The following is a 25,895-nucleotide window of genomic DNA, read 5'->3' on the forward strand; positions in this document are numbered from 1 at the left end:
GCTATTTTATTTGAATTGAAAAGATTTGTTTGTCTTCTATAAATCCGGTTAATTTATCTTCGGCCGCTACTTTACCCACGCCGGCCGGCGTTCCCGTAAAGATTACATCACCTATTTTTAAAGTAAAAAACTGTGAAACATAGGCTATTAATTCATCTATCTTCCACAGCATCAACTCAGTATTGCTTTTTTGAACGGTTTCCCCGTTTTTCTTCAAACTAAAGTTAAGCATATTTATATCGTCTACCGAATCTTTAGCTAACCATTTTTCTCCAATTACCGCGGCTCCGTCAAAAGCTTTTGCCTTTTCCCAGGGCAAACCTTTATCCTTTAATTTTTGCTGAAGGTCTCTTGCGGTGAAATCTATTCCAAGACCAATTTCATCATAATATTTATGCGCAAATTTCTCCTGAATGTGTTTCCCCACTTTTTTGATCTTTATCAGAACCTCAACCTCATAATGCACCTCTTCAGAAAAATCGGGAATAAAGAAAGGCTGTTTTTTGAGTAAAATGGAAGTATCCGGCTTTAGGAAAATCACCGGATCTTCGGGTTTCTCATTTTGCAATTCTGAAATATGATCGGTGTAGTTTCTGCCAATGCAAATTATCTTCATAAGTAGTAAGCCTGGTAAATATTATTTCAATTTGGTGTTTAGTTTTCTCAATTTTATTGCGGTAAGAACCTTTTTGGTATAAAGCGGAAAATCGGCGTTTTGGATCCAACCAAAATAACCAGGTTCGTCTTCCAGTACCTTTTCTACATTTTTACCTCTATATTTTCCGAAGGCAAAAACCTCGTTTCCCTTTTTATCATAGGCGATAAAGCCTGCGAAATCTGCAAACTTATTCCTGGCTGAATAATCGGCCAGGTATTTCATATCGTTCTCCAAATCTTCATACCGATCTAACTGCGATTTTAAGACTTCGTAAGTCGCTGTGGTATCGGCTTCGGCACTATGTGCATCTATAAGATCTTTTCCGCAGTAAAACTGGTAAGCTGCCGCTAAAGTTCTTTGCTCTTTTTTATGAAAAATGGTTTGCACATCTACGGCCACTACGTTTTTCATCTCAAAATCTACCCCGGCACGTAAAAGTTCTTCTACCAGCAAAGGAATATCAAAGCGATTGGAATTATAGCCACCAAGATCACAGCCTTTTATCATATCGTAAACCTGCGGTGCCAGTTCTTTGAATGTCGGCTCGTTGGCCACTTTTTCATCTGAAATTCCGTGAATAGCCACTACTTCTTTAGGAATGGGCATTTCGGGATTTACCAGCCAGGTTTTGCTTTCCTTGTTTCCGTTAGGAAAAACTTTAAGGATGGCGATTTCAACAATACGGTCTTTGGCCACATTTGTTCCCGTGGTTTCGAGGTCGAAAAAACAAATGGGTTTGGTTAGGTTTAATTCCATAAAGGAGCTTGATTTTAGCGGTAAATATACTATAATTTATGGGCTTTGCTTTTTTTAGAACTTGCATTTTCACCTCTATTAAACAAAACCTAATAACATTTTCTATCTTTGAATATATCAAAAAATTACCAGGATGTTTAAATATCTTGCTTATGTAAGCAGGCAAAGCCACGTATTAACCGATAAGGATCTGAAAGAATTACTTACCAAATCACGAAATAATAATAGCGCGATTGAAGTAACGGGAATGCTAATCTATTTCCACGGAAGTTTTATTCAGTATCTTGAAGGAAAAGAGGAAAATATTGATTGGTTATACAATAAAATAGCCAAAGATAAACGCCACCATAGTGTAACCGAGCTGGACTCCGGCTTTAGTGACGAACGCGCCTTCTCTGACTGGTCTATGGCGTTTAAAAAATTACAAAATGACGAAGCTTCTGGTATTCTTGGCTATAAAAACCTGGAAACAGAAAAACTTTTTGACGCTGAGAACAAACTCGAAGATCACCCCGCCTTAAGCCTGTTGAGTAATTATGTAAAAAATCTTTGAGATTTGGATTGCGATATTAAGGAAAAAGGCTTGGCAGAAAAGTCTTGTTTTTCGTCAAGCTGAGACCCGTGATAAAAAAAAATACCTAGCGGAGGAAAATGACGTTTTCGAGCAAAGCGAGTTTTAAACTCCGTGTGTGAGTGTAGAAAATCAGCAGCGTTAATAATTTTTGAAAGCTTGTCCTGAGTGGAGTCGAAGGGCCCTGGAAAAAATTTAGCTGCTGATTTGCGATTTTTTGGCCCTGTGGCCAAAAAAACACCTCCACATAGGACGCCCTTTTTTGTTTCGTTTTACTTGTATCCGACGAACGGAGTGAGAGGAATACACGCAAAAAATGAAAAAAAGAAACTTCCATACCAGTTAAGTTTCATTTTGAATTATAAAAACAAGCCTGAATAACAGGATTTTAAAAATACGTCAATGGTAACCTGCCCGTCCGTTCAGGAGGGCTTGTTTCAGCTTCTAATATATTTGAATTATCAACATCTTAGATCTCCGAATAAATTTCGGAGCAAGCTCTGAAATAAATTCAGGATGACGGTCTTAAAACTTTTCAGCCAACCTCTATATTTTCGTACTTATATCTCCCGGTCTTTATCAAAACCTTCCAGATACTGGGCTACCCGTTGTACAAACTGGCCTCCCAGCGCACCATTTACCACTCTGTGGTCGTAACTGTGCGATAAGAACATTTTGTAACGAATTCCTATAAAATCACCATCTGGTGTTTCTATAACGGCGGGTACTTTTCTAATGGCTCCAAGAGCTAGAATAGCAACTTGCGGCTGATTGATTATTGGTGTTCCCATAATACTACCGAAAGTTCCAACATTGGTCACGGTGTAAGTACCACCCTGAATATCGTCTGGCTTTAATTTGTTCTGGCGTGCACGGTTAGCAAGATCATTTACTTTTTTAGCAAGTCCTACCAGGTTAAGCTGATCGGCATTTCTAATTACCGGTACTATAAGGTTTCCATCGGGAAGCGCGGCGGCCATCCCAAGGTTTATATTTTTCTTCTTGATAATTTTATCGCCATCTAGCGAAATATTGATCAATGGGAAGTCACGAATCGCTTTAGCTACGGCTTCCATAAAAATTGGAGTAAACGTAAGTTTTTCGCCCTCTTTTTTCTGAAAATCGTTTTTATGCTTGTTTCTCCAGTTCCAGATGTTGGTGACATCTACCTCGATAAACGATTGTACGTGAGCAGAAGTCTGCGCACTATCAACCATATGATGGGCAATCATTTTACCCATTCGGCTCATCTCGATAATCTCATCTTCACCGGATGGTACTACCGTTTCAGATTTTGCTTTGGCTTCTGCCATTTTACCGGTATTTGCTGAAGCTGCCGTTGCAGTTTTTGGTGCCTGTTTTGCTGAAGTACCTTTTTCGCGGTTTTCAACATAGGCCAGAATATCGTCTTTGGTTACACGATCATCTTTACCGGTCCCTTCTACAGATTCCAATTCATCAAGACTGATGCCTTCTTCTTTGGCGATATTTTTTACCAGCGGAGAATAAAACCTGGAAGTTTCAGAGAAATCTTTGCTTCCTGCAGTTTCTTTTGCGGTCTCAACACTTTCAGCTACCTCTTCGGCATATTCATCTTCCTCTTCACTGTCATCCAAATCAAGGTCTAATTCATCATCACCGGCACCGGAAGGGATTTCGCCATCGGTTTCAATAATAGCAATGGTTTGGCCTACCTGCACTACATCATCGGCTTCAAAGAGTTTCTCTATCAATTTCCCCTCTACTTCGCTGGGAACCTCGCTATCTACTTTATCGGTAGCGATTTCAAGAACCGGTTCATCGGCTTCAATAGTGTCTCCAACTTCCTTTAACCAGTTGGTAATAGTTGCTTCGGCGACGCTTTCGCCCATTTTTGGTAGCTTAAGTTCAAACTTTGCCATATCTATAATTGAAAGCTTATTTTAAGGTTTATGCTTGCGAATTTAATGAAAATTCAACTTCAATAGTATTAAAAAATCAATAAAATCAATTTTCATTGTAAATTTTCTGTTTCAGAAAAGGAATTCGCTTTCGGGTAAAATTACAATTTCAAAAGCTGAAACTAAATTTTTGAGTAGAAATATTATTGATTTAGCGGAAGTTTGCCAGGGTTCGCATACTCACAAAACATACAGAGTTCGGTGCTCCTGCGAGGTTTTTGAAACCTCGTAGATATGAAAAAAGACCAAAGACCTACAAGGTTTCCTAAACCTTGTAGGAATTTTCATTAACTTTTAGTAGAACTTTCAAACGGAACCCTGTTAGTTATACTTCTTCCTAAAGTAACTTCATCGGCATACTCCAGCTCATCCCCCACTGAAATTCCCCGGGCGATGGTTGAAGTTTTAATACCTCTACCTTCCAACTGCCGGTAAATATAGAAATTGGTGGTGTCGCCTTCCAGGGTGCTGCTTAAAGCAAAAATGATCTCCTCCACTTTTCCTGCCTGCACTTTATCAATTAATGGTTTAATACTAAGCTGAGAAGGACCAATGCCATCCATGGGGCTAATTTTCCCACCTAGAACATGGTAGTGTCCACGATATTGATCGGTATTTTCAATGGCCATTACATCGCGAATATCCTCTACCACGCAAACAATTTCTGCGTTCCGGGAAGGGTTGGCGCAAATAGCACAAAGATCGGTGTCGCTAATATTGTAGCAATTCTTACACAGTTTTATCTCGGTTCTAAGTTTGGTAAGCGCATCTGTCAGCTGTTTGGTTTGAGATTCAGGCTGCTTAAGCATATGCAAGACCAGCCTTAACGCGGTACGTTTGCCAATGCCGGGAAGCTGAGACATTTCATCTACGGCCTGTTCCAATAGTTTTGAAGAAAAATCCATAACGCGAATTTATGATTTTTACTCGATAATCGAGATTTAAATGCTCTAGCTTGTACTGATTGAAAAAATAATTTTCCTTTTCATACAGCTTGGGCTTGCCGCAAGATTATTGATCGTTCATTTTGAGGAAGCAGGTTAAAGTTTAAGCTTAATTTGTAAATTCGCCACTTTAGAAAATTCTCGCTATGCAGCCCTATCAGATTTTAATTTTAATCGCCGCTTATTTCGGACTTTTATTTTTAGTTTCTTTCTTTTCCAGCCGGGCTGGCAGTAATGCCGAATTTTTTCGCGCCAACCGGGAATCTCCCTGGTATATAGTAGCTTTTGGAATGATTGGCGCTTCGCTTAGCGGGGTTACTTTTATTTCCTTACCGGGAACAGTAGCTACAGATAGCTTCAGCTATTTCCAGGTAGTGTTGGGATACACGGTGGGCTATGCGGTAATCGGGCTCATCTTACTACCGCTCTATTATAGGTTAAATCTTACTTCAATCTATTCTTACCTGGAATCCCGCTTCGGAAAATATTCCTATAAAACAGGGGCTTCATTTTTTTTACTTTCAAGGATAGTCGGCTCGAGTTTCAGGCTGTTTTTGGTAGCAAATGTTTTACAACTTATCCTTTTTGATGAATTAGGCGTTCCCTATTATGCTACTGTTTCTGCGACCATTTTTCTTATCTGGTTATACACTTTTAGAAGCGGAATTAAAACCGTGGTCTGGACAGATACCCTGCAAACTTTTTTTATGTTGTTATCGCTTGGGGTTACTTTGATTGTGGTTTCAGATGAACTGGGAATTACGGCCGGGGGAATGATCAATCACCTTTCGGAAAGCGGGTTAACCAAAATCTTCTTTTTTGAAGACTGGAAAAGCAGCGATCATTTTATAAAGCAGTTTGTAAGCGGAGCCTTTATCGCTATTGTAATGACGGGTCTGGACCAGGATATGATGCAGAAGAATCTAACCTGCCGTAATCTGAAGGATGCCCAGAAGAATATGTTTTCGTTTACCATCGTGCTTACCGTGGTAAATATGATGTTTCTTATCCTCGGGGTTTTACTTACCCAATACGCCGATCTAAGCGGAATTGACGCCATTAAAGATGAACTTTTCCCTGCTATCGCAACCGGTGGTGAATTAGGAATTGGCGTGGCTATTCTTTTTATCCTGGGGCTAATTGCCGCAGCTTATTCCAGCGCCGACGGTACTTTAACCGCCCTTACCACATCTTTTAGCATTGATATCCTGAATATTGAAAAGCGATATGAAGAAGCCAGGCAAATGAGGATTAGAAAACAAATACATATTGTTATTTCTATCTTATTTATCGCGGTGATGCTGATTTTTAAATATGCGATAGCCGATAAAAGTGTGATCAATAAACTCTTTGAATTTGCCGGTTATACTTACGGGCCGCTGCTGGGACTTTACACGCTAGGCTTATTTACCAGTATTAAGGTGAAAGATAAGCTCGTGCCCATAGTCGCGATCCTGGCACCAATTTTATCTTATATAATTAGCATAAACAGCCTGGTTTGGTTTGGCTTTGAATTTGGTTTTTTTATTTTAATCCTAAACGGATTTTTAACCCTGCTTGGATTAATATTGATTCGTACCAAGCATCACTAACGTACAGGCAGTTACTACCTCTATATCATTATCCCGTAAAATCTGATAGAATTCAGGGTTTTCTGTTCCCGGATTAAAAATCACCCGAACAGGATTTAAGGCAACAATATAATCGTAATATTCTTCCTGCCGGGGCGGGCCGAGGTACAAGGTAACCGTATCTATGTCCTGAAAAGGCACTTTTTCGGTTTCTATTTTTACTCCCGCTACTTCACCTTTTCTTAGACCGATCGCTACGGTAGACTGATTATACTTCACAAGGCGCTCCATAGCAATATTGGAATAACGTGAACGGTTTAGGGAAGCTCCCAGAACTAAAGTTTTTTTCTCCATATCACAAATTTAGGCTTTCAACTCAAGTGTAACAAAAATACTTCTGCTTAGTCTTTAGGATAGCTATAGTTGCGGGAATATAGATGTGATGGTTAGTAAACCCGTAATTTATGGCGGCCCGTATTTCTAGAATGCGGGCTTTTTTAAAAAATTCTTTTTAAAATACTGTAACAATTCATTTTTATAATCGTCTTTACAGTAGAGGAAAGATCAAAATTTTGGAAAAGTACGTTTGCCTATTATGCATAACAAAGTATAAGGTATAACATTTTCGGGGTCATTCATCAATCAAAACCGGTAAGTTCTATTCATCTAAACTATGAATTTGCCAAAAGAAACAATCAGGTATTATGCAATACAAGGATTTATTTTAAACATACTAATCATCAAAATCAATCAAAAAATGAAACAGTTATTTTTAATTTTAGCACTATTTATCGGGAGCTTTACTGCACTGGCCAACGAACCTTTGGGTAGTATTTCAGGTTCAGTCATGGATGGCGATCTGGAAGAACCTATCCCCTATGCCACCATAAGCATTAGCGATATGGAAGGAAACCTTATTTCGGGAAATACCTCTGCGATAGACGGGACTTTCAATATTGAAAAAATTCCGAACGGAACTTATATTTTCCAGGTTCAGTTTATGGGGTACAAAACCTTTTCTAAACAAATTGAAATCACGAAAAACAACAACACCCACAATTTTGGTGCTATTGAATTAGAGCCCGAGGTGGCGATGCTAGACGGGGTTACCGTGGTTGCAGAACGCACCACCATAGAGCAGCGAATAGACCGAAAGGTGATAAACGTGGGAAAAGACCTTACCACTACCGGTGCCAGCGCTTCAGAAATAATGAACAACGTGCCTTCGGTAAACGTAGACCAGGACGGAAATATTGCGCTTCGCGGAAATTCTAACGTACGCATCCTTATAGACGGAAAACCAACCAATATGGATCCTGCGCAATTGCTGAAACAAATTCCCTCAACCTCTATTAAAACCATTGAGTTGATCACGAATCCTTCAGCAAAATATAATCCCGAAGGAATGAGCGGGATTATCAATATTATACTTCATAAAAATGCCAATGATGGTTTCAACGGAAACTTAAATACCGGCGTAACCATTGGAGAAAATACAAGGTATAACGGCTCGCTGGATATGAATTACCGAAAGGGAAAATTCAATTTCTACGGAAATTTTGGCGCTCAGTTTGGTGATCGTGAAAACCTTGGAAGAATTAATTTTACTGAAAATAATTACCGACAAGCTTTCGACATTTCAAATAGAAGAGAGTCTTATTTATACAAAGTTGGTGTAGATTTTTACCTGAATGACAAAAACACCTTTTCATTTTATACCAATCAGAATCACTACAACGGCGGGCCGTTGGGAGCATTAAGAATTAATTATCCCTCTAATCCTGAACTAAATCTTGCGCAAAATCTGGATCTTAATTACGATAATATTAATAGCACTTATAATTTTGCTTACGACAGGAAATTCGAAAAAGAAGGTCATAAAATTTTATTTGAAGTAGATTACAACACCTTTGATGAAGATGAGAATTCTGTTTTTGAATTTGAGGGAAACACCAATGGATTTGAAGATTATCATGATCACGTTAAAGAAACCCGGGAGAATGTTATCGCCAATGTGGATTATGAAAATCCACTTTCTGAAAACGGTAAACTGGAAATTGGTGCCGAAGCAAGGCTTTTAGACACCGATAATGTTTACACAACTACCAGCGAATTTTTGAACGCTGCTACCTACCAGTATAAAAGAGATATTTATTCATTTTACACCACTTACGGACAGAATTTTGAAAAATGGTCTTATCAGCTTGGGGCGAGACTGGAGCAATTTAGTGTAGATGCGATCTATAATGGCGAAAATGTTTTTACCGACGATTACTTTAATATTTATCCCAGCGGATTTCTGAATTTTACTCCAAGTGAAACAAATTCTTATCAGCTTAGTTATAGCCGTAGGGTAGATCGTCCCGGTTTTGGACAGGTTAGTCCAATTAGAGAAGTAAGCACACCAAGATTAACAGTTTCAGGAAATCCTGAGTTAGAACCGCAATTCACCAATTCCCTGGAATTTAATTATACCCGAAAATTCAATAAAAAAGGAAGTTTAACCGCGGGAGTTTTCTTTAGAAATATCAACGATGAGATCAGTCAGGTTTTTATAGAAGACCCCAATGAAGAAGGTTCGCTTTTACTGCAATTCGACAATTTTGAAGATAATAACGCTTATGGGCTGGAGCTAGGTACCAATTATAAATTCACCGACTGGTGGAGTACCAATACAAACTTCGAATTATACAGCCAGGAATTAAAAGGCGTGGTAGGAACCGAATACTTAGAAACCGATAACACCGCCTGGACTTTCAGGACCAACCACAGTTTTAAAGCAACCGATAAGCTGACTTTCCAGTTATTCGGATTTTACAGAAGCAAGGCTAAAAACCTTCAAATGGATATGGATCCGATGTATTTTATGAATCTAGGCGGCCGCTATACTTTTCTTGATGACAAAGCCACGCTTAGCATTAATTTCAATGATGTCTTTGATACGCAAGAGTTCAGTTTTACAAATGGCAGGCCTTTACCGCAAGAAGGAAGGTTTAAAGGCGAAACCCAAAATGTTTACCTGGGATTTTCATATAGATTTGGCGGCGGAAAAAACAAAGCTCTTAAGAGAAAACAGAGAGACGACAACGAGGCCGAAGGCGGCGGAATGTTTTAGGAAACCTAGTTTAGTTTGATTAGCCAGCAGAGGCTATCTAAAAGTAATATCTGCGTCAAGCTGAATTTATTTCAGCTTCTAACATGTTTTAATTATTAACATCTTAGATCCTGAACCAAGTTCAGGATGACGAATAAAAGCTTTTAGATAGCCTCTAATTTTTTAAAATCAGGTTAGAACCTATGCCTCTACCGCATACATTTTATCACGGTGTTCTTTGATCTTTTTGTCGCTCATATATTCATCGAAAGTGGCGTAACGATCTATGGCACCACCAGGTGTTAATTCGATCACACGGTTTGCAACAGTTTGTGCAAATTCGTGATCGTGGGTGGTAAACATTACTGTTCCTTTAAAATTCTTCAGCGAATTATTGAAAGCGGTAATAGATTCCAGATCCAGGTGGTTAGTAGGTTCATCCAGCATTACTACGTTAGCTCTCATCATCATCATTCGGCTTAACATACAACGCACTTTTTCACCTCCAGAAAGTACCCTGGACGTTTTTAAGGCTTCTTCGCCACTGAATAACATTTTCCCAAGGAATCCACGAATATAAACTTCCTCTCTTTCTTCTTCTGTTTTAGCCCATTGTCTAAGCCAGTCTACCAAAGTAAGGTCGTTGTCAAAAAAATCGGAGTTATCTAACGGAAGGTAAGACTGCGAAGTGGTAACCCCCCAGGAATACTTTCCTGCAACTGGCTGCTGATTTCCGTTTATAATTTCATAAAAAGCGGTGGTAGCTCTGGAATCCCGGGAATAAACCACAACTTTATCTCCTTTTGAAAGGTTGATATTCACATTTTTAAATAAGGTATCTCCTTCGATAGAAGCTTCCAGTTTTTCTATATTCAAAATCTGGTCCCCGGCTTCTCGCTCGCGCTCAAAAATAATTGCCGGATATCTTCTGCTGGAAGGTTTTATATCTTCAATATTAAGTTTATCGATCATTTTTTTACGGGAAGTAGCCTGTTTGGACTTGGCCACGTTCGCGCTAAAACGCTGAATAAACTCCTGTAACTCCTTCTTCTTTTCTTCAGATTTTTTATTCTGCTGTGCACGCTGCCTTGCCGCAAGTTGGGAAGACTCGTACCAGAAGGTATAGTTCCCACTATAATGGTTTATTTTTCCGAAATCAATATCAGAAATATGCGTACAAACGGCGTCCAGGAAGTGACGGTCGTGAGAAACCACAATCACCGTATTATCGTAATTTGCAAGAAAATGTTCCAGCCAGGAGATGGTTTCATAATCCAAATCGTTGGTAGGCTCATCCATAATGAGCACATCTGGATTTCCAAAAAGCGCCTGGGCCAAAAGCACCCTTACTTTTTGCGTACCATCAAGATCTTTCATTAAGGTAGCGTGATATTGTTCTTTAATCCCTAAGTTGGAAAGTAAAGAAGCGGCATCACTTTCGGCATTCCAGCCGTTCATTTCTTCAAATTCCACCTGTAAAACTCCTACCCTTTCCCCATCGGCATCGCTAAAATCTTCTTTAGCGTAAATTTCATCCATTTCCTTTTTGATCTTCGCCAAAGGTTGGTTCCCCAGGATTACGGTATCCAGAACAGGAGTATCGTCATAAAGGTTGTGATTTTGCTCCAGTACAGACATTCTTTTTCCCGGCTCCAGACTTACGTGACCAGAAGTTGGCTCAGATTTTCCGGAGAGGATATTTAAGAATGTGGATTTTCCGGCGCCATTGGCTCCAATAATTCCATAGCAGTTGCCCTGGGTAAAAGTGGTGTTCACTTCATCAAACAAAACACGCTTGCCAAATTGAACCGAAAGATTTGATACTGAAAGCATAAAAATAGAATTTGTAAATTTTTGCAAAAATAGCCAATCTTCAAGACTTATCTAAAGATTAACGTTTTTATTATTCTTTTAACTCCCGATTAACATTTGGGATATTTGGCTCGGGCTATATTTGTCCTTGTGGCTGGATTTAACAGCACTACAAGCCCTTAGTTCTTAAAGATCTGCATGAAACAATATTTACTTTTTTCTCTTATCGGAGTTATTCTTTTTACCGGTTGTGCCGACTCTAAAAAAGACCAGAAAGGAACTTTTGTTGGCGGTCAAATTATGAACCCCTACAACCCCTATTTTATACTTTCTAAAGACAACAAAACCATTGACACCCTATTTTTAGACCAAAACAACCAGTTTGGGAAGAAGTTTGAAAATTTAGAATCCGGTATTTACAGTTTTAAACATCCACCCGAAAATCAGATTATGTACCTGGAACCGGGGGATAGTGTTTTGGTTTGGCTAAACACCATGCAGTTTGACGAATCGCTTAATTTCAGTGGTAGGGGTGCGGCAAAAAGTAGTTTTTTACTAAATATGTTCCTCAATAATGAAAGGAACAATAATATGATGCTTTCTTATTATAAAATCAATCCTATCCAGTTTACCAGAATAACCGATTCTATAAAAAAAACCAGGAAAGATAAACTCAGAACCTTAAACGAAAAGAAAAAGTTTTCTAAATCTTTCTTAGAATTAGCAAATAACAGCATAGATTACGATTTTTATCACCTGCGGGAACGTTATACTTTTTTGGTGAAAAAATACTATAGTGAACTTGCGCAGCAAATCCCCGACGATTTTCATAGCTATCGAAAAGACCTGAATTTTAATAACACTCAACTTAAGGAATACTATGGATATCTCAATTTTATTGAAGATTACCTAAGAACCCGTTCTATTGAAAGGTGCCTTGAAGAATTTGATACAAATTCTGATTGTTTTGAACTTCATTCGGTAGCTAATATTAAGTATAGAATTAACCTTGCCGATTCTTTAATTGAAAAGGATGAAATTAAAAATATTTTTATAAATCGCCTGGCAATTCAGGGCCTGGTATTCTCCAGTAATGCTAAAAAAATTGATAGTATTCTCGGTATCCTGCAAGAAATTGATTTTAACGGAAAAAACCTTCCCGATCTAAAACAAATGGCCGGTATTCAAAAAAGCTTGCTTCCCGGAAATAATATTGGCGATTTGGCCCTGTTAAATTTAAAAGACGACATAGTTTCTCTAAAGGATATTTCAAATAAACCTATTGTGACCTACCACTGGTCTACGGAAGCCCCCGAACATTTTAAATGGCAACATTCCGTTATTTCCAACTTAAGACAGAAATATCCAGAACTGGAATTTGTAGGGATAAATATTGATGAAGATTCTAAACAATCCTGGAAAAAAACTGTAGAAATTTATGCCATGGATACTGATAGGGAATACAAACTAAACTCTCCAAACATCAATATGAATTTGCTTAAGAACTACCTCAATAAACTCATATTCCTGGACACCAATGGAAATATATTCAACGGGGAGGCCCAGCTAAATACTCCTAATTTTGAAAGACAAATTCTGGAGTTCCTGAATAATTAAAAAGGCTATTTAAAGAGATCTTATTTTCGTCAAGCTGAATTTATTTCAGCTTCTAACTTGTTAGATATTAGATCCTGAAATAAATTCAGGATGACGATAAATCTAAAAAAACTCCTCAAATAGCCTTTCTGCAAATTTTATTCAGCAAAAATCTTACTGATTCCCTTTCTTATAATCGGCAAGGAATTTCTCCAGACCAATATCGGTAAGTGGGTGTTTAAGTAAACCTTCAATAGAAGAAAGTGGCCCGGTCATTACATCGGCACCTAGTTTAGCGCATTCCAATACGTGCATGGTGTGACGTATAGATGCTGCAAGGATTTCAGTTTCAAAACCGTAGTTATCGTAAATCAACCTTATATCTTCAATAAGATTTAAACCATCGGTAGAAATATCATCTAAACGACCTATAAAAGGAGACACATAAGTAGCTCCGGCTTTAGCAGCCAATAAAGCCTGCCCTGCTGAAAACACTAAGGTACAGTTGGTTTTAATTCCGTTATCGCTAAAATATTTAATCGCTTTAATTCCTTCCTTAATCATAGGAACTTTTACAATAATTTGATCGTGCAATTCTGCCAGCTCCTCACCTTCTCTTACGATCCCGTCAAAATCGGTTGCGATTACCTCAGCACTTACATCACCATCTACAATTTCGCAAATTTCCTTGTAATGTTTGTAAATATTGTCTTTTCCGGTAATTCCTTCTTTCGCCATTAAAGACGGATTAGTAGTTACGCCATCTAAAACCCCAAGTTGCTGGGCTTCCCTTATTTGATCAAGATTAGCGGTATCAATAAAAAATTTCATAATCTATAGTTGTTTGTTAATATGTATTATTCGCAAATTTATAATTTATAATGCTTTAGGAGCATTTTTTCATAGACTTTATCGGGTAAAATTCGTTTTAAACCGACTGAGAATTTCTGTAGCGCCTCCCCTACTTTATAATGCCCCCGAGGATCTTTTTCCCGAATAATCTTATGCACGACCTTAGCCATCAGCAAAGGATCTTTCCCGGCATCAACGTCTTCATTCATCAATTTTAAGGTATTTCCGTAGGGTTCTTTATAAGGTGAATCTTCCAGTACAGGAGCGTGATAACGGCCGGCTGCAATATTAGTAGCAAAATCGCCAGGAGCTACATTGGTCATTTTGATATTAAAATCTTTCAATTCCATTCTGAAGGCTTCAGTAGTAAGTTCTAAGGCTCCTTTGGAAGCTGAATAAATTCCACGGTAGGGCAAGCCCATATAACCGGCAATAGATGTTATGTTTATGATCAGTCCGCTGTTTCGTTTTCTCATATTAGGCAAAACCGCTTTTATTACTTTTATAGGTCCAAAATAATTGGTTTCAAAAGCTTTTGCAATTTCTTCATCCGGAGTCTCCTCGATTGGCCCGGTAATTCCAACTCCCGCGTTATTGATAAGCACATCAATTTTACCTTCTTCAGCAATTATTTGGGCTATTGCAGCAGCAATAGTTCCTTTTTTGGTCACGTCTAATGCAACCATTGCAAAAGGAGAGTGGGATATTTTTGAGGGATTCCGGCTGGTGCCGTAAACCTTAAAATTCTGTTTTGAAAGATATTCGCCTATAGATTTTCCAATTCCAGAAGAAGCTCCGGTAATAAGCACTACTTTTTGAGGAGAAGTATTTGTTTTCATAGGCTGCAAAGATGCGATAAAATTTAGAACCTTTTAGAAACAAAAAATGGCAAGCTCCCCACATCACACCGCTACGACCGCCTACCCTTGCTGCGTTCCCGCCCTGGGGGATTCAGCAGGAGCTGGTTGTGTGGGACTTGCCGCTACAAATATACAATCTTTCCTACTTTGCGCAAGTATTTTTTGAAGTGAATTAAGTATTTTAGCAAGGTATTTAATTTAAAAGATCAATGAATAAATTTAAGTTCCTGTCTCTGTTAATATTAGGATTTTTATTTTTTTCCTGCGGAAGTAATTCCGATAAAAAAACTTCTTATTTTAAGCTGAAAACAGTAGAAAACAAGACCGAATTTAAGCTTGGGGAAACGATTGAAGGTTCCATAGAGAATTTGAAAAACCGTCAAATAGATTCTATTCAACTTTATTTTCAGCAAAAATATCTTCAAACTTTAAAAGCTGAAACTTCATTTTCGGTTGCTTTAGAAAATACAAAATTAGGACGCCAAAAGCTGGAAGCCATTGTTTTTTCTGAAGGAGAAACCGATACCATTAGCGATAACCTTAAAATTTACAATAACCAGGCACCAAAAGCTTATACCTATAAGGTAATTAAAGAATATCCGCACGATGGCGAAGCTTACACCCAGGGCCTGGAATTTCACCAGGATACTTTATACGAAAGCACCGGGCAATACGGAAATTCTTCCCTAAGAAAACTAAATCTTGAAACGGGAGAAGTGCTAAATAAGATTAACCTGGAAGACACATATTTTGGCGAAGGACTCACCATACTAGATAATAAGCTTTACCTGCTAACCTGGCGCGAAAAAGAAGGATTGATCTATAATCTGGATACTTTTGAACAAACCGGTACCTTTAGCTATAACCAAAGTAAAGAAGGTTGGGGATTATGTAATGATGGTGAAAAACTTTATAAAAGTGACGGCACCGAAAAAATCTGGATTCTTGATGCAGAAACTCTGGCTGAAAAAGATTTCATTCAGATGACGACAAACAGCTCAATAAAAGAAAAATTTAATGAGCTGGAATGGGTTGAAGGTAAGATCTATGCGAATACCTACCAAAGGCCAAGTATTGCAATAATTAACCCCGTTAATGGCGCCATTGAAGGGGTTATAGATTTTAGAGGATTGCGGGAACGCTTAACAAACCTACCGGATCTTGATACGCAAAACCATGTTTTAAACGGAATCGCTTATAACCAAGATACCAAAAAACTCTACGTAACCGGAAAAAACTGGGATAAGATCTTTGAGGTAGAAATAATCGAAAAATAATGGCTGAAACCCCAGAAATATTTGAGCAAAGCTTTTTAGTCGAAGAAAGGCACTTAGACGAGCAAAATCACGTGAACAATGTGCAGTATGTGCAATGGGTTCAGGATGTTGCCAAAGCGCACTGGGAGGCCAGGGCTACAAAGGAACAAAACGAAAAATTTTTCTGGATAGTCGTAAAACACGAAATCAGTTATAAGCAGCAGGCATTTTTAGGTGATAAGATCTTATTGCAAACCTATGTAGGTGAAACCACTCACGTAAAATCTGTTCGCCACGTCATTATAAAAAATGCTGAAACCGGAAAAGTCTTGTTAGAAGCAAAAACCACCTGGGCGCTTATGGATCAGGAAAAGAAAAGACCTACCAAGATCTCTGAAGAATTAAAGAAGGTTTTTCAGCATTAATCTACAGTACTTCTCGACTGCCCGCCAGTACCTAATCGGGCCGGCGTTCGACGAGACATTTCAATATTTTAATTTTCAGCATAAAAAAAGCTTATTTGAAAGTTTGTTATTTTCAGTCATCCTGAACTTGTTTCAGAGCTTGCTCCGAAATTTATTCGGAGATCTAACACGAAAAAAACTTTTCCAAATAAGCTTTTAAAATTTATTCTAATAAAAAGAAATTACACTTTAAAAAGCGGTTTTCCTTTCATCATAGCTTTTACTTCCTGCTTTACAGCTTCGAGTTCGCTATCATTATCTATATTGTTAATCACACGCTCAACAAAGTCCACAATTTTTGGCATATCTGCTTCTATAAGTCCGCGAGTGGTAACTGCTGCGGTGCCAATTCTAATTCCTGAAGTCACAAAAGGTGATTTATCATCAAAAGGCACCATATTCTTATTCACGGTAATTTGAGCTTTACTTAAGGCTTCTTCGGCATCTTTTCCGCTTACATTTTTATTTCTAAGATCGATAAGCATCATATGATTATCGGTTCCTCCGGAAATAACTTCATATCCCTTTTCAACAAAAGCTTCAGCAAGTTTAGCGGCATTCTTTTTCACCTGTACGGTGTAATGCAAAAACTCATCGCTTAAAGCTTCTCCAAAGGCAACTGCTTTAGCAGCGATAATATGCTCTAAAGGCCCACCTTGGTTTCCAGGGAAAATTCCGCTGTTAAGCAACGTAGACATTTTTTTGGGTTTTCCGTTTTTTAGCTTTTGACCAAAAGGATTATCAAAATCTTTACCCATCATTATAATTCCACCACGAGGTCCGCGAAGGGTTTTGTGCGTTGTAGAAGTAACGATATGGCAATGCGGCATTGGATCGCTAATTAATCCTTTGGCAATAAGGCCGGCAGGATGCGCAATATCAGCTAACAAAATCGCTCCTACACTATCGGCTATCTCTCTAAACCTTTTATAATCTATTTCCCTTGAATATGCAGAAGCTCCTGCAATAATCATTTTAGGTTTTTCTTTTTCGGCAATTTCAGCAACCTGATCGTAATCTATAAGTCCGGTTTCCTTAACTACCCCATAAAATACTGGATCGTAGAGTTTTCCTGAGAAATTTACAGGAGAACCGTGGGTTAAATGGCCCCCGTGTGAAAGATCGAATCCTAAAAATTTATCTCCGGGATTCAGGCAGGTATGAAATACCGCGGTGTTGGCCTGTGAACCCGAGTGCGGCTGAACATTGGCATATTCGGCATTGAATAGTTCCTTTAAACGGTCTATGGCCAGTTGCTCTACTTTATCTACCACTTCACAACCGCCATAATAGCGCTTTCCCGGATAGCCTTCAGCATATTTATTGGTAAGGACAGAGCCGGCAGCTTCCAGAACCTGCTCACTCACAAAGTTCTCACTTGCAATTAACTCAAGTCCGTTAAGTTGGCGTTCTTTTTCTTCCGCAATTAAATTAAAAATTTCGGTGTCTCGTTGCATTTCAAAAGTTTACGTTAAATATTCATCAAAAGTAAGAAATACATTCGGTTAATAACAGGAAAATAATATATTTGGATTCATTAGATTTCTTAATAAAAACAAAAATTATATGCCCATTACAGCTAACGACCCAAATAGAAAAACCTGGCTGGAAACCTCGGAAAGTACCGATTTCCCTATTCAGAATATTCCTTTTGGGGTATTCCTAACCCGGGATGATGTAATTACCATAGGCTCCCGTATAGGAGACTTCGCTATAGACCTTGGCGCTTTGCATCAACTGGGCTATTTTGAAGGAATTCCGTTAACCGACGATATATTTTTACAGGACACCCTAAACGATTTTATTTCTGACGGAAAAAAAACCTGGCGTTTGGTTCGTAACCGAATCGCTGATATTTTCGACGCCAATAATGCCAAATTAAGGGATAATGAAGAGCATAGAACCCGCGTACTTTTTACGCTGGATGAGATTGAAATGCAAATGCCGGTTCAGGTTGGCGATTATACCGATTTTTATTCAAGTAAAGAACACGCTACTAATGTAGGTACCATGTTCCGCGATCCTGAAAACGCGCTTTTACCAAACTGGCTGCATATTCCTGTTGGTTACCATGGAAGAAGTTCTTCTATAATCCCAAGTGGAATCCCGGTTCACCGGCCACAGGGACAAACAAAACCCAAAGATTCAGACACCCCTGTTTTTGGCCCTTCCAAAAGAGTAGATTTTGAAGTTGAAATGGCATTTATTACCACAGATGCAAATCCGTTAGGAGAACCAATTCCTATAGATGAAGCCGAAGATTATATCTTCGGAATGGTATTGTTCAATGACTGGAGTGCCAGAGATATTCAAGTCTGGGAATATGTGCCTTTAGGTCCATTTCTTGCTAAGAACTTCGCTTCTTCTATTTCACCATGGATTGTTACTTTAGATGCATTGGAGCCGTTTAGAACTGAAGGTCCAAAACCTGAAATAGAATTATTTCCGTACTTAAGAAGTACAGGGAAGAAAAGCTTTGATATTAATCTTGAAGTTTCATTGAAACCTGAAAATTCAGAAGAAACCCCGCTGGCAAAGACTAATTTCAAGCATATGTACTGGAATATGAGTCAGCAGTTAGCGCATCATACCGTTAATGGTTGCCCGGTGAATTCTGGTGATATGATGGCTTCGGGAACAATCTCCGGCAAAACGCCAGATAGTTACGGTTCTATGTTGGAACTATCCTGGAAAGGTGAAAAACCAATTAAACTTAAGGACGGCAGCGAACGTAAGTTTATTGAAGATCACGATACCGTAATTATGCGTGGTTATTGCCAAAGTGAAGGCCGAAGAATAGGTTTTGGTGAAGTAAGTAGCCAGTTGTTACCGGTTTTCGAACCTAAGAAGAAATAGTTTACTTTTTTCTCTGAAAAGAGCTTTAGATATTATCACAAAAAAACCTCACAGGTCCAAAATCTGTGAGGTTTTTAAATTTAAAAAAGAATCATTAGTGTCCGGTTAAAATACGATTTTTGATAAAAGTAACATTTTGCTCTAATAAAAACCTTGTTTTTCTTTTAAACTCAATAGCAAGGGGGTGTTTACTTCAAAACAGGGTTAATTGTTTATCTGGTGGTTTTGTGGTCAGGTCCTTCCATTTTTTGTTTGGATCTTCAAGAAACTTGAAAAGGTCGATATAAGTCATCAGATGAAATCGTATCATCGACACCATATTGGAATATGCCCATTTTCTTTTTGTTTTTCGTTGTATCACAAGCATAAACAGCTGTATGATGAGCCCGCACCAGATCTGGATCTCAATGGCATTTTGATTGTCTCCAAGAAAATACTTTAGCGGAAAATTCTGTTTGAGCCTTTTGAACATGGTCTCTATCTGCCACCTGTGCTTGTAGATGGAAGCTATTTTGTCTGGCTCTAATTCGAAATGATTGGTAATGAACTCAAACACTTTTTCTTTTTCACTGTCCCAATAAGCAATGCGTCTTAGCTCGATGGTTGTTTCTTTTTTATGGACCCTGATCCGTTCATCCTTCAACACGGCATCACTTGCGGTATCGGACAGATCAAATTCCGCTATACTCTTGTAGATAGCATTATCTTTTTGCCTGGTGACAAAATAGATGTCATTCTCGGTCCATTGAAGATATTGTAGATAGTCATTGTATGCTTTATCAAAGACAACAAAAGAACCTTTTTCCAGATTCAGTTCCTTTAAAAAGGTATGGTCGTGGGTTGCGGCACTGCTAAAACGGACAAGACAGGGGACGTCCTCCAATGCGTTAATCATTGTATGCATTTTGATACCGCCCTTCTTCTTTCCATCGATGGGGTTACGACCAACTCCTTTTAAAATATCACTGAATAAGCTTATGGTAGTGGAATCCACGATCTTTAAGTGCTTTACGGGTAAAGACAGCGGACTGCTGTCCGATAAAAATGAACGATATGTTTTAAACAAGGCATAGTAGATACTTGCAAAGACTTCGCTACTACGATTCTTATTAGCATCGGACAAGGTGCTGCGTTTTGGAAAATGTTTGAGGTTTAGATGTCCTATTCGTCCCTCGCAGGCCAATAATATCGTGGATAATTCCCGCAGAGAGCTAACACCGCTCAAAGTGGCGTAGAGCATCGTTACCAAATGATCGTATGTTTTAAAACGCTTATAATACCTGTCACTGTTATGATCAGATACTGTCCGGGTAATTATTGATGGGGAAAGCAATTTTAATAGTTGCTTAATAATGGGCTGTCCGCTAAAGTTATTACTTTTGTTCATATATCTGGTTTTGTGGTAAAAACAAGATATAAAATAAGCGGGAAATCCTTTTTAGGAATCCCGCTTTTAAAAATGTTTATCGGACACTACTGAAAAAGAATAGAAAAACCTTAATATTCTCTCTTTTCTATTTAAACTTTTCCTTATCTAACATCCAAAATCGAACTCTCTTTACTCTTATCTCCAAAACCCGGTATAAATCTAAATAAACTTATCATTGAGACTAAGTTTAGAAGCCCAATGACTTTTAATCCTGAAGTTTGAAAAGCCCTTAAACATGTTCTGTAAGCTTTTTTTATTCAGAGTTCAGCGCCTGTTCAGGAAAATCACCTTGAACATAAATATCAGTAGCCTGAAGCCTTCTTATTGTTTTTAAAACTAGTGCTAAAAAAGAAGCTATTGTATTCCCTAAAAAAAATTATAATTTAGGCTACAGCTAAATAATCTTTAAATGAATAATTTTTTCCGGCATAATATATTATTATTCTAATTTTAAGTTGTGAATTTGTACATTGCGAACCGATAGTTTCTACCTGAGTTTTAAACGTTTAACAAATAACAAATGACCCCTACATCATGAGAATTTTACTAGCAGAGGATGATGCCCTAACTACGCAATCCCTCACCTACTTCTTAAAAGCAAAAAATTACGAGATCGTCCACGCCAAAGACGGAGAAGCAGCCCTTCAGTTTCTAAAAACTGAAGCTTATAATTTGATCATCACAGATCTCAATATGCCAAAAATTGGGGGTATGGAATTAATTCATATAATTAGGAATGACCTTAAACTGGAAACGCCGATTATAGTACTCACCGCCTCCGGAGTGGAGCAAACAGAGCTGGATGCCTTTGCCATTGGTGCCAGTGAGTTTATTTCCAAACCCTTTAGTCCGTCCGTCCTCAATACCAGAATACAACGACTTGTTCCCATATCTTAAGGCATATGAAACTATTCCTTACGTTATGCCTGTTCGTGGGTGTAATTGTTTCAGCTAAAGCACAGGTGATCCCTGCCGACAGAACCTTTGAAAAGGCCAGAGAATTGGCTAATGCCGAGAAGTACGACCAGGCAATAGAGATCCTGGAGATCTTACAGGATTCGCTCCCCACTAATAAAGATTACACTATATACCTGGCCAGGGTGTATGGCTGGAAAAACGATTATCCTGCAGCTATAGAAATCCTTACTCCCCTTATCGAAGTTGAAGATTTCTCGGAAGAGGCCATTAAAGTGATGGTGACGACTCAATTATGGGCGGGAAATTTTGAGGAGGTGATAAGATATTCCAATGTGGCCCTTGCCAAATATAAAAAGTCGCATTTTCAAATTCAAAAGGCCATAGCTCTGGAGGCGCTGGATCGCGATAAGGAGGCAAAAGAAATCTTGAAGGATGTGATGCTAAATAAACCTGAAAATAAGAAAGCCCAGGCATTGCAAACCCGGATTTTTCAGAAAAACAAAGAACATATTTCCCTTTCCTATTTAAACACCTCTTTTAGTAATCCCGGTTTTAAGCCCTGGCATCTGGCTCATCTGGAATACAAACGAAATCTTGGAAATGTTCCCGTACTTGCCCGCTTAAATTATGGAAACCTTTTTGGACTGGAAGGAAGTCTTTTTGAAGTAGATGCTTATCCTAAAACAGGTTCAAAAAGCTACTTGTACCTTAATGTCGGGGCGGCAATAAACACGCCTATTTTTCCAAAATTTAGGGGAGGACTGGAGTATTTCCAGTCCTTAAATAAAAATTTTGAAATTTCATTAGGCGGTAAATATCTGGATTTTCAGGAGACACAAGTGCTGTTATTAACAGGAGGAATTACCTACTCTACCAAACATAATCTGCGCTTCACTTATAAGCCTTACCTCAGCCACACAGAAAGCAACTGGCTTACATCTCACTCCCTGGCCTTAAGGATCAACAACCCGGTCAAAGAAAGTTTTATTCAGTTTGACCTTCAGTACGGCTCCATTCCCTATGCCTTTGTCACCTCCAGCGCTTTTACTGAAGTGACCTCCCTGCGGGTTGGAATGCAATATCATTTTAGGATTACAGAAAATATACTTATCCAGCCGGTGATTATGTACGAGTACGAAGAGTATTTTCCCTCCCTATACAGAAACAGGTTTAACAGCCAGATAATCACCTTTTTCAGATTTTAGTAATGAAAAGTCTTTGGAAATATTTCGTTGACCTCCAGGATATAGAAATGTTTCTTATTGCCTGTATTCTTCTATTCTCCCTCTCAATTATCCTGTTCATAGGTTTAATTATAACGAGCAGATTAAAAAAAATTCGAAAGGAAATATACAGGAAAAAAAATACCGCACACATCAATGAAACCCTTTTTGCCATTGCTTTTGATGGTGCCACCCCGAAGGATTTTAATGATGACCCTCTATTTAAAAGAAACTGGAGAAGAAAGCTTTACAAGAGGCAATTCCTCAAAGAGCTTATTAAACTACACAGGCTCTATGGCGGTGAAATTGCGCATAAATTACGGCAATGCTATACAGATTTCAGATTAATACAACTCTCTTACTCAAAAATACGAAGCAGAAGATGGGAAGTTAAATGTGCCGGAATACAGGAGCTGGGGGAAATGGAAATAAAAAAAGCCGTTCCTGTTATCCTGGAATATACCAGATCCAGAAATGATACCCTTAAAATGGTAGCTCTTATAGAGGTCATCCATCTTAGCGGATTAAAAGGCCTATCTCTACTGGAAGATTATACAGAACCTCTCAACGACTGGATTCAATTAAACCTGCTGGAATCTATTAAAGAAGCTAATATAAGCGAAGTGCCGGATTTTGATTATCTTCTTAAATCTACTAATGATACTATAGTGGTTTTTGGGTTAAGGCTTGTTACCCTCTTTCATCAAAGTCATCACATAAAGACGGTGCAGTCTCTTCAGAACTCTCCTTCCCGCAAAATAAATACCCAGGCCGGGATCGCTTACCATCAACTTTCAGCTACTGCAATAGGAGACTCTGTAGAAAGCAAAAATACACTCCTGCAAATTCCCAATGAGCAAAATAGACCACAACAGAAAAATTCCTATAGCAGAAAGGTTTTGCTTATTGTTCTACTTAGTGGATTAATAGTATTAACCATTGCTTTTGTTCTATGGATATTTTTCTATTCCTCTTCGAATTAATTACCGACCAAACGTATATTTTTCACGATAAACGGTAATTTTCAATTATTTTATATTACATTGGCACTATAATTTCTACAATCAGGTAGCAAGCATTCTAATGTTATTCTGATAAGTAGCCCCTTAAATTGAACTATGTTCTGGTTTACTATTGATACAGCCCTACTTGAACTCCTGAACAGTTACAACGTATTCATGTTGCTCTTTGCACTGACTATAATGTCTTCGTATGTAATTTTGGGTACTATTTCAATCTTTTCTCTTAGAAGATATCTTAAAGAAAACAGTTTCGTAAACTACCAGGTGATCTTAAACTCGGAAATGGCACCCAGGCTCTCACTTATTGCCCCGGCATATAATGAAGGTCTTACCATTGAAGAAAATGTGCAGTCTTTACTTTCCCTAAACTATAATAATTTTGAAGTTATCGTAGTAAATGATGGGAGCCGTGATAACACGCTGCAATTACTCATTGATGCCTATGGTCTTGTACCGGTAGATTCTGAAGTAACCGAACAAATTCCCACAAAAAAAATCAACCAGGTTTATAAGTCACAAAATAAAGCCTTTAGCAAATTAACCGTAATTGATAAAGAAAATGGAGGGAAGGCCGATGCCCTGAATGTGGGAATAAATTATTCTAAAAACCCATTTGTGGTGTGTATAGATGTGGATTGTATCCTGGAAAAGGATGCTTTGCTGAAACTGGCGAAACCATACCTTGAATTATCAGATAGCAGGGTGATCGCCACCGGTGGTGTAGTAAGGATAGCGAACTCCTGTATTGCTGATGGTGGTCGACTGGTTAAAATAAAAGCTCCACAAAAATACCTGCCACGTATCCAGGTATTGGAATATCTGAGAGCCTTCCTGCTGGGACGAATGGCCTGGAGCAAACTGGATGGACTGCTTCTCATAAGCGGCGCCTTTGGTATGTTTGATAAAGAGATCGCTATTAAAGCAGGAGGCTATAACCCTGCTACTGTAGGAGAAGATATGGAACTGGTTGTAAGAATGCGCAGGTATATGATAGAAAATAATCTTAAATACAGTGTTTTCTATATTCCGGATCCGATTTGCTGGACAGAAGCACCAGAAAACTTCGCTGTCTTTAAAAAACAAAGGAGCCGGTGGACCAGAGGAACCATGGAAACCCTCTGGGCACATAAAAAGATGTTTTTTAATCCTAAATACAAGGTTCTGGGACTATTAAGTATACCATACTGGACATTTTTTGAGTATCTCGCCCCCCTACTGGAAATAATAGGAATATTGGTTACTATTTACCTGATAGCCTATGGTTTTATAAGTTGGAAGTTTTTTTTACTGGTTTCTCTTATGGTATATGTCTTTGCAGTAATGATCTCATGCCTGGCACTTTTGACCGAAGAATATACCTACAGCCAGTATTCAAAAATTCGCGATTTTAAGAGACTTCTTATGGCTGCATTTGTAGAACCATTTTACTTTCACCCGGTTACAGTTTATGCAGCAATGCTGGGTAATTGGGAGAAATTATCGGGGAAAAATGGCTGGGGTGAAATGAAAAGAAGCGGATTCAAATCAAAACCTGCACGAAGCCAACCAGTAACTGAATCTTAATCCTGGTATCAAGGGATTTTCAACCAACCACCAAAAAGATCTTATATGAAATACCACCCTCTTCATCTTCTGTCTTAATTTATGGACCTTTATTAGAAGCTGGAAAGGTGGAATACTACTCAAAAAACCGTCTCATTTTGTTAAATGAGACGGCTTAATATTTAACTTCCAAGTGACCACTTTTCGGTGAATGAAAAATTTTATTCTCCTTTCTTTTTCTTCGGTTGAGCTTTTTCCTTCTGCGACTGATCCATAAATTCCCGCTCCTCCCGGGTACTGGCCTTATCGTTTTTTGAAGTCTTTTTTTTATCTTTCTTATTCTTTAACTTATCTTTTTCGCCTTCCTTTTGCTTACGATCACGGAATTCCTGCTCCTCTCTATCCTTATCCTCCTGGTTTAAAGACTCCCAGTTCTCCTCCATTTTCTTTATATCCTCCTTCTTAGTCATCGCATTATATTTTATTGGTTAAAGTACCTAAAAGATACAAAGGCAATTGCATCAAAACTTA

At 38.4% G+C, this 25,895-nt stretch carries 22 protein-coding genes and 1 other RNA gene; 11 read left to right on the forward strand and 12 right to left on the reverse strand.

Features of this window, described 5'->3' with window-relative positions; all coding sequences use genetic code 11:
- Nucleotide 1: 1 nt before the first annotated feature.
- Nucleotides 2-616: a fumarylacetoacetate hydrolase family protein gene (locus LB467_RS06940; protein ID WP_224473308.1), complete on the reverse strand. Its 615-nt coding sequence runs from the start codon at nt 614-616 to the stop codon at nt 2-4.
- 21 nt (nt 617-637) lie between these two features.
- Nucleotides 638-1,414: a 3'-5' exonuclease gene (locus tag LB467_RS06945; RefSeq protein WP_224473309.1), complete on the reverse strand. Its 777-nt coding sequence runs from the start codon at nt 1,412-1,414 to the stop codon at nt 638-640.
- A 133-nt stretch (nt 1,415-1,547) separates the two neighbouring features.
- Here LB467_RS06945 and LB467_RS06950 point away from each other — a divergent pair, with 133 nt between their 5' ends.
- Nucleotides 1,548-1,967, forward strand: coding sequence for a BLUF domain-containing protein (locus LB467_RS06950; RefSeq protein WP_224473310.1), 420 nt, complete (start codon nt 1,548-1,550; stop codon nt 1,965-1,967).
- A gap of 578 nt (nt 1,968-2,545) precedes the next feature.
- On the opposite strand, the gene LB467_RS06955 is transcribed toward LB467_RS06950, so the two are convergent.
- A complete protein-coding gene (locus LB467_RS06955; RefSeq protein WP_224473311.1) occupies nt 2,546-3,886 on the reverse strand; it encodes a dihydrolipoamide acetyltransferase family protein in 1,341 nt (446 codons plus the stop codon).
- Nucleotides 3,887-4,212: 326 nt separating this feature from the next.
- The gene (recR, locus tag LB467_RS06960; protein ID WP_224473312.1) at nt 4,213-4,830 is read right to left on the reverse strand and encodes a recombination mediator RecR; all 618 of its coding nucleotides are present in this window, start codon (nt 4,828-4,830) and stop codon (nt 4,213-4,215) included.
- A 185-nt stretch (nt 4,831-5,015) separates the two neighbouring features.
- On the opposite strand from recR, the gene LB467_RS06965 reads away from it, so the two are divergent.
- On the forward strand, nt 5,016-6,461 hold the full coding sequence (locus LB467_RS06965) for a sodium:solute symporter (RefSeq protein ID WP_224473313.1): 1,446 nt from the start codon (nt 5,016-5,018) through the stop codon (nt 6,459-6,461).
- On the opposite strand, the gene LB467_RS06970 is transcribed toward LB467_RS06965, so the two are convergent.
- Nucleotides 6,432-6,794: a CoA-binding protein gene (locus LB467_RS06970; protein WP_224473314.1), complete on the reverse strand. Its 363-nt coding sequence runs from the start codon at nt 6,792-6,794 to the stop codon at nt 6,432-6,434. The genes LB467_RS06965 and LB467_RS06970 overlap by 30 nt on opposite strands.
- A gap of 403 nt (nt 6,795-7,197) precedes the next feature.
- Between LB467_RS06970 and LB467_RS06975 the strand changes: the two genes are divergently transcribed.
- Complete coding sequence (locus tag LB467_RS06975; protein WP_224473315.1) at nt 7,198-9,555, forward strand: TonB-dependent receptor domain-containing protein; 2,358 nt, start codon at nt 7,198-7,200, stop codon at nt 9,553-9,555.
- 180 nt (nt 9,556-9,735) lie between these two features.
- Here LB467_RS06975 and LB467_RS06980 read toward each other — a convergent pair whose 3' ends face one another.
- Nucleotides 9,736-11,367 (reverse strand): ABC-F family ATP-binding cassette domain-containing protein, encoded by a 1,632-nt coding sequence (locus LB467_RS06980; protein ID WP_224473316.1) that lies wholly within the window; start codon nt 11,365-11,367, stop codon nt 9,736-9,738.
- 177 nt (nt 11,368-11,544) lie between these two features.
- On the opposite strand from LB467_RS06980, the gene LB467_RS06985 reads away from it, so the two are divergent.
- Entirely contained in the window at nt 11,545-12,963 is a 1,419-nt protein-coding gene (locus LB467_RS06985) for a TlpA family protein disulfide reductase (RefSeq protein WP_224473317.1), read from the forward strand.
- Nucleotides 12,964-13,116: 153 nt separating this feature from the next.
- On the opposite strand, the gene fsa is transcribed toward LB467_RS06985, so the two are convergent.
- From fsa to ffs, 3 genes are all read right to left on the reverse strand, one after another.
- On the reverse strand, nt 13,117-13,773 hold the full coding sequence (gene fsa, locus LB467_RS06990; RefSeq protein WP_224473318.1) for a fructose-6-phosphate aldolase: 657 nt from the start codon (nt 13,771-13,773) through the stop codon (nt 13,117-13,119).
- Between the two features lie 38 nt (nt 13,774-13,811).
- Complete coding sequence (locus tag LB467_RS06995; RefSeq protein WP_224473319.1) at nt 13,812-14,633, reverse strand: SDR family oxidoreductase; 822 nt, start codon at nt 14,631-14,633, stop codon at nt 13,812-13,814.
- Nucleotides 14,634-14,677: 44 nt separating this feature from the next.
- An RNA gene (gene ffs, locus LB467_RS07000) (signal recognition particle sRNA small type) lies at nt 14,678-14,776 on the reverse strand.
- An 87-nt stretch (nt 14,777-14,863) separates the two neighbouring features.
- Between ffs and LB467_RS07005 the strand changes: the two genes are divergently transcribed.
- Nucleotides 14,864-15,931 carry a glutaminyl-peptide cyclotransferase gene (locus LB467_RS07005; protein ID WP_224473320.1) on the forward strand — a complete coding sequence of 356 codons (1,068 nt, stop codon included), beginning with the start codon at nt 14,864-14,866 and terminating at the stop codon, nt 15,929-15,931.
- Nucleotides 15,931-16,335, forward strand: a complete 405-nt coding sequence (locus tag LB467_RS07010; RefSeq protein WP_224473321.1) for an acyl-CoA thioesterase — start codon at nt 15,931-15,933, stop codon at nt 16,333-16,335. The genes LB467_RS07005 and LB467_RS07010 overlap by 1 nt, the downstream gene beginning before the upstream one ends.
- Nucleotides 16,336-16,556: 221 nt before the next feature.
- On the opposite strand, the gene LB467_RS07015 is transcribed toward LB467_RS07010, so the two are convergent.
- Nucleotides 16,557-17,831, reverse strand: a complete 1,275-nt coding sequence (locus LB467_RS07015) for a serine hydroxymethyltransferase (protein ID WP_224473322.1) — start codon at nt 17,829-17,831, stop codon at nt 16,557-16,559.
- A gap of 109 nt (nt 17,832-17,940) precedes the next feature.
- Here LB467_RS07015 and fahA point away from each other — a divergent pair, with 109 nt between their 5' ends.
- Entirely contained in the window at nt 17,941-19,230 is a 1,290-nt protein-coding gene (gene fahA, locus LB467_RS07020; protein ID WP_224473323.1) for a fumarylacetoacetase, read from the forward strand.
- A gap of 193 nt (nt 19,231-19,423) precedes the next feature.
- On the opposite strand, the gene LB467_RS07025 is transcribed toward fahA, so the two are convergent.
- Nucleotides 19,424-20,617: an IS4 family transposase gene (locus tag LB467_RS07025; protein ID WP_224473324.1), complete on the reverse strand. Its 1,194-nt coding sequence runs from the start codon at nt 20,615-20,617 to the stop codon at nt 19,424-19,426.
- A 576-nt stretch (nt 20,618-21,193) separates the two neighbouring features.
- Between LB467_RS07025 and LB467_RS07030 the strand changes: the two genes are divergently transcribed.
- The 4 genes from LB467_RS07030 to LB467_RS07045 all read left to right on the forward strand — a co-directional run bounded on the left by LB467_RS07030 (nt 21,194) and on the right by LB467_RS07045 (nt 25,385).
- Nucleotides 21,194-21,556 carry a response regulator transcription factor gene (locus tag LB467_RS07030; protein ID WP_224473325.1) on the forward strand — a complete coding sequence of 121 codons (363 nt, stop codon included), beginning with the start codon at nt 21,194-21,196 and terminating at the stop codon, nt 21,554-21,556.
- A 5-nt stretch (nt 21,557-21,561) separates the two neighbouring features.
- Nucleotides 21,562-22,782, forward strand: a complete 1,221-nt coding sequence (locus LB467_RS07035) for a YaiO family outer membrane beta-barrel protein (RefSeq protein WP_224473326.1) — start codon at nt 21,562-21,564, stop codon at nt 22,780-22,782.
- A 2-nt stretch (nt 22,783-22,784) separates the two neighbouring features.
- A complete protein-coding gene (locus LB467_RS07040) occupies nt 22,785-23,783 on the forward strand; it encodes a hypothetical protein (RefSeq protein WP_224473327.1) in 999 nt (332 codons plus the stop codon).
- A gap of 135 nt (nt 23,784-23,918) precedes the next feature.
- Nucleotides 23,919-25,385, forward strand: a complete 1,467-nt coding sequence (locus LB467_RS07045) for a glycosyltransferase family 2 protein (protein ID WP_224473328.1) — start codon at nt 23,919-23,921, stop codon at nt 25,383-25,385.
- A 200-nt stretch (nt 25,386-25,585) separates the two neighbouring features.
- Here LB467_RS07045 and LB467_RS07050 read toward each other — a convergent pair whose 3' ends face one another.
- Nucleotides 25,586-25,834: a hypothetical protein gene (locus tag LB467_RS07050; RefSeq protein ID WP_224473329.1), complete on the reverse strand. Its 249-nt coding sequence runs from the start codon at nt 25,832-25,834 to the stop codon at nt 25,586-25,588.
- Between the last annotated feature and the right edge of the window lie 61 nt (nt 25,835-25,895).

Source organism: Salegentibacter tibetensis (assembly GCF_020164485.1).
Taxonomy (GTDB): Bacteria; Bacteroidota; Bacteroidia; order Flavobacteriales; family Flavobacteriaceae; genus Salegentibacter; species Salegentibacter tibetensis.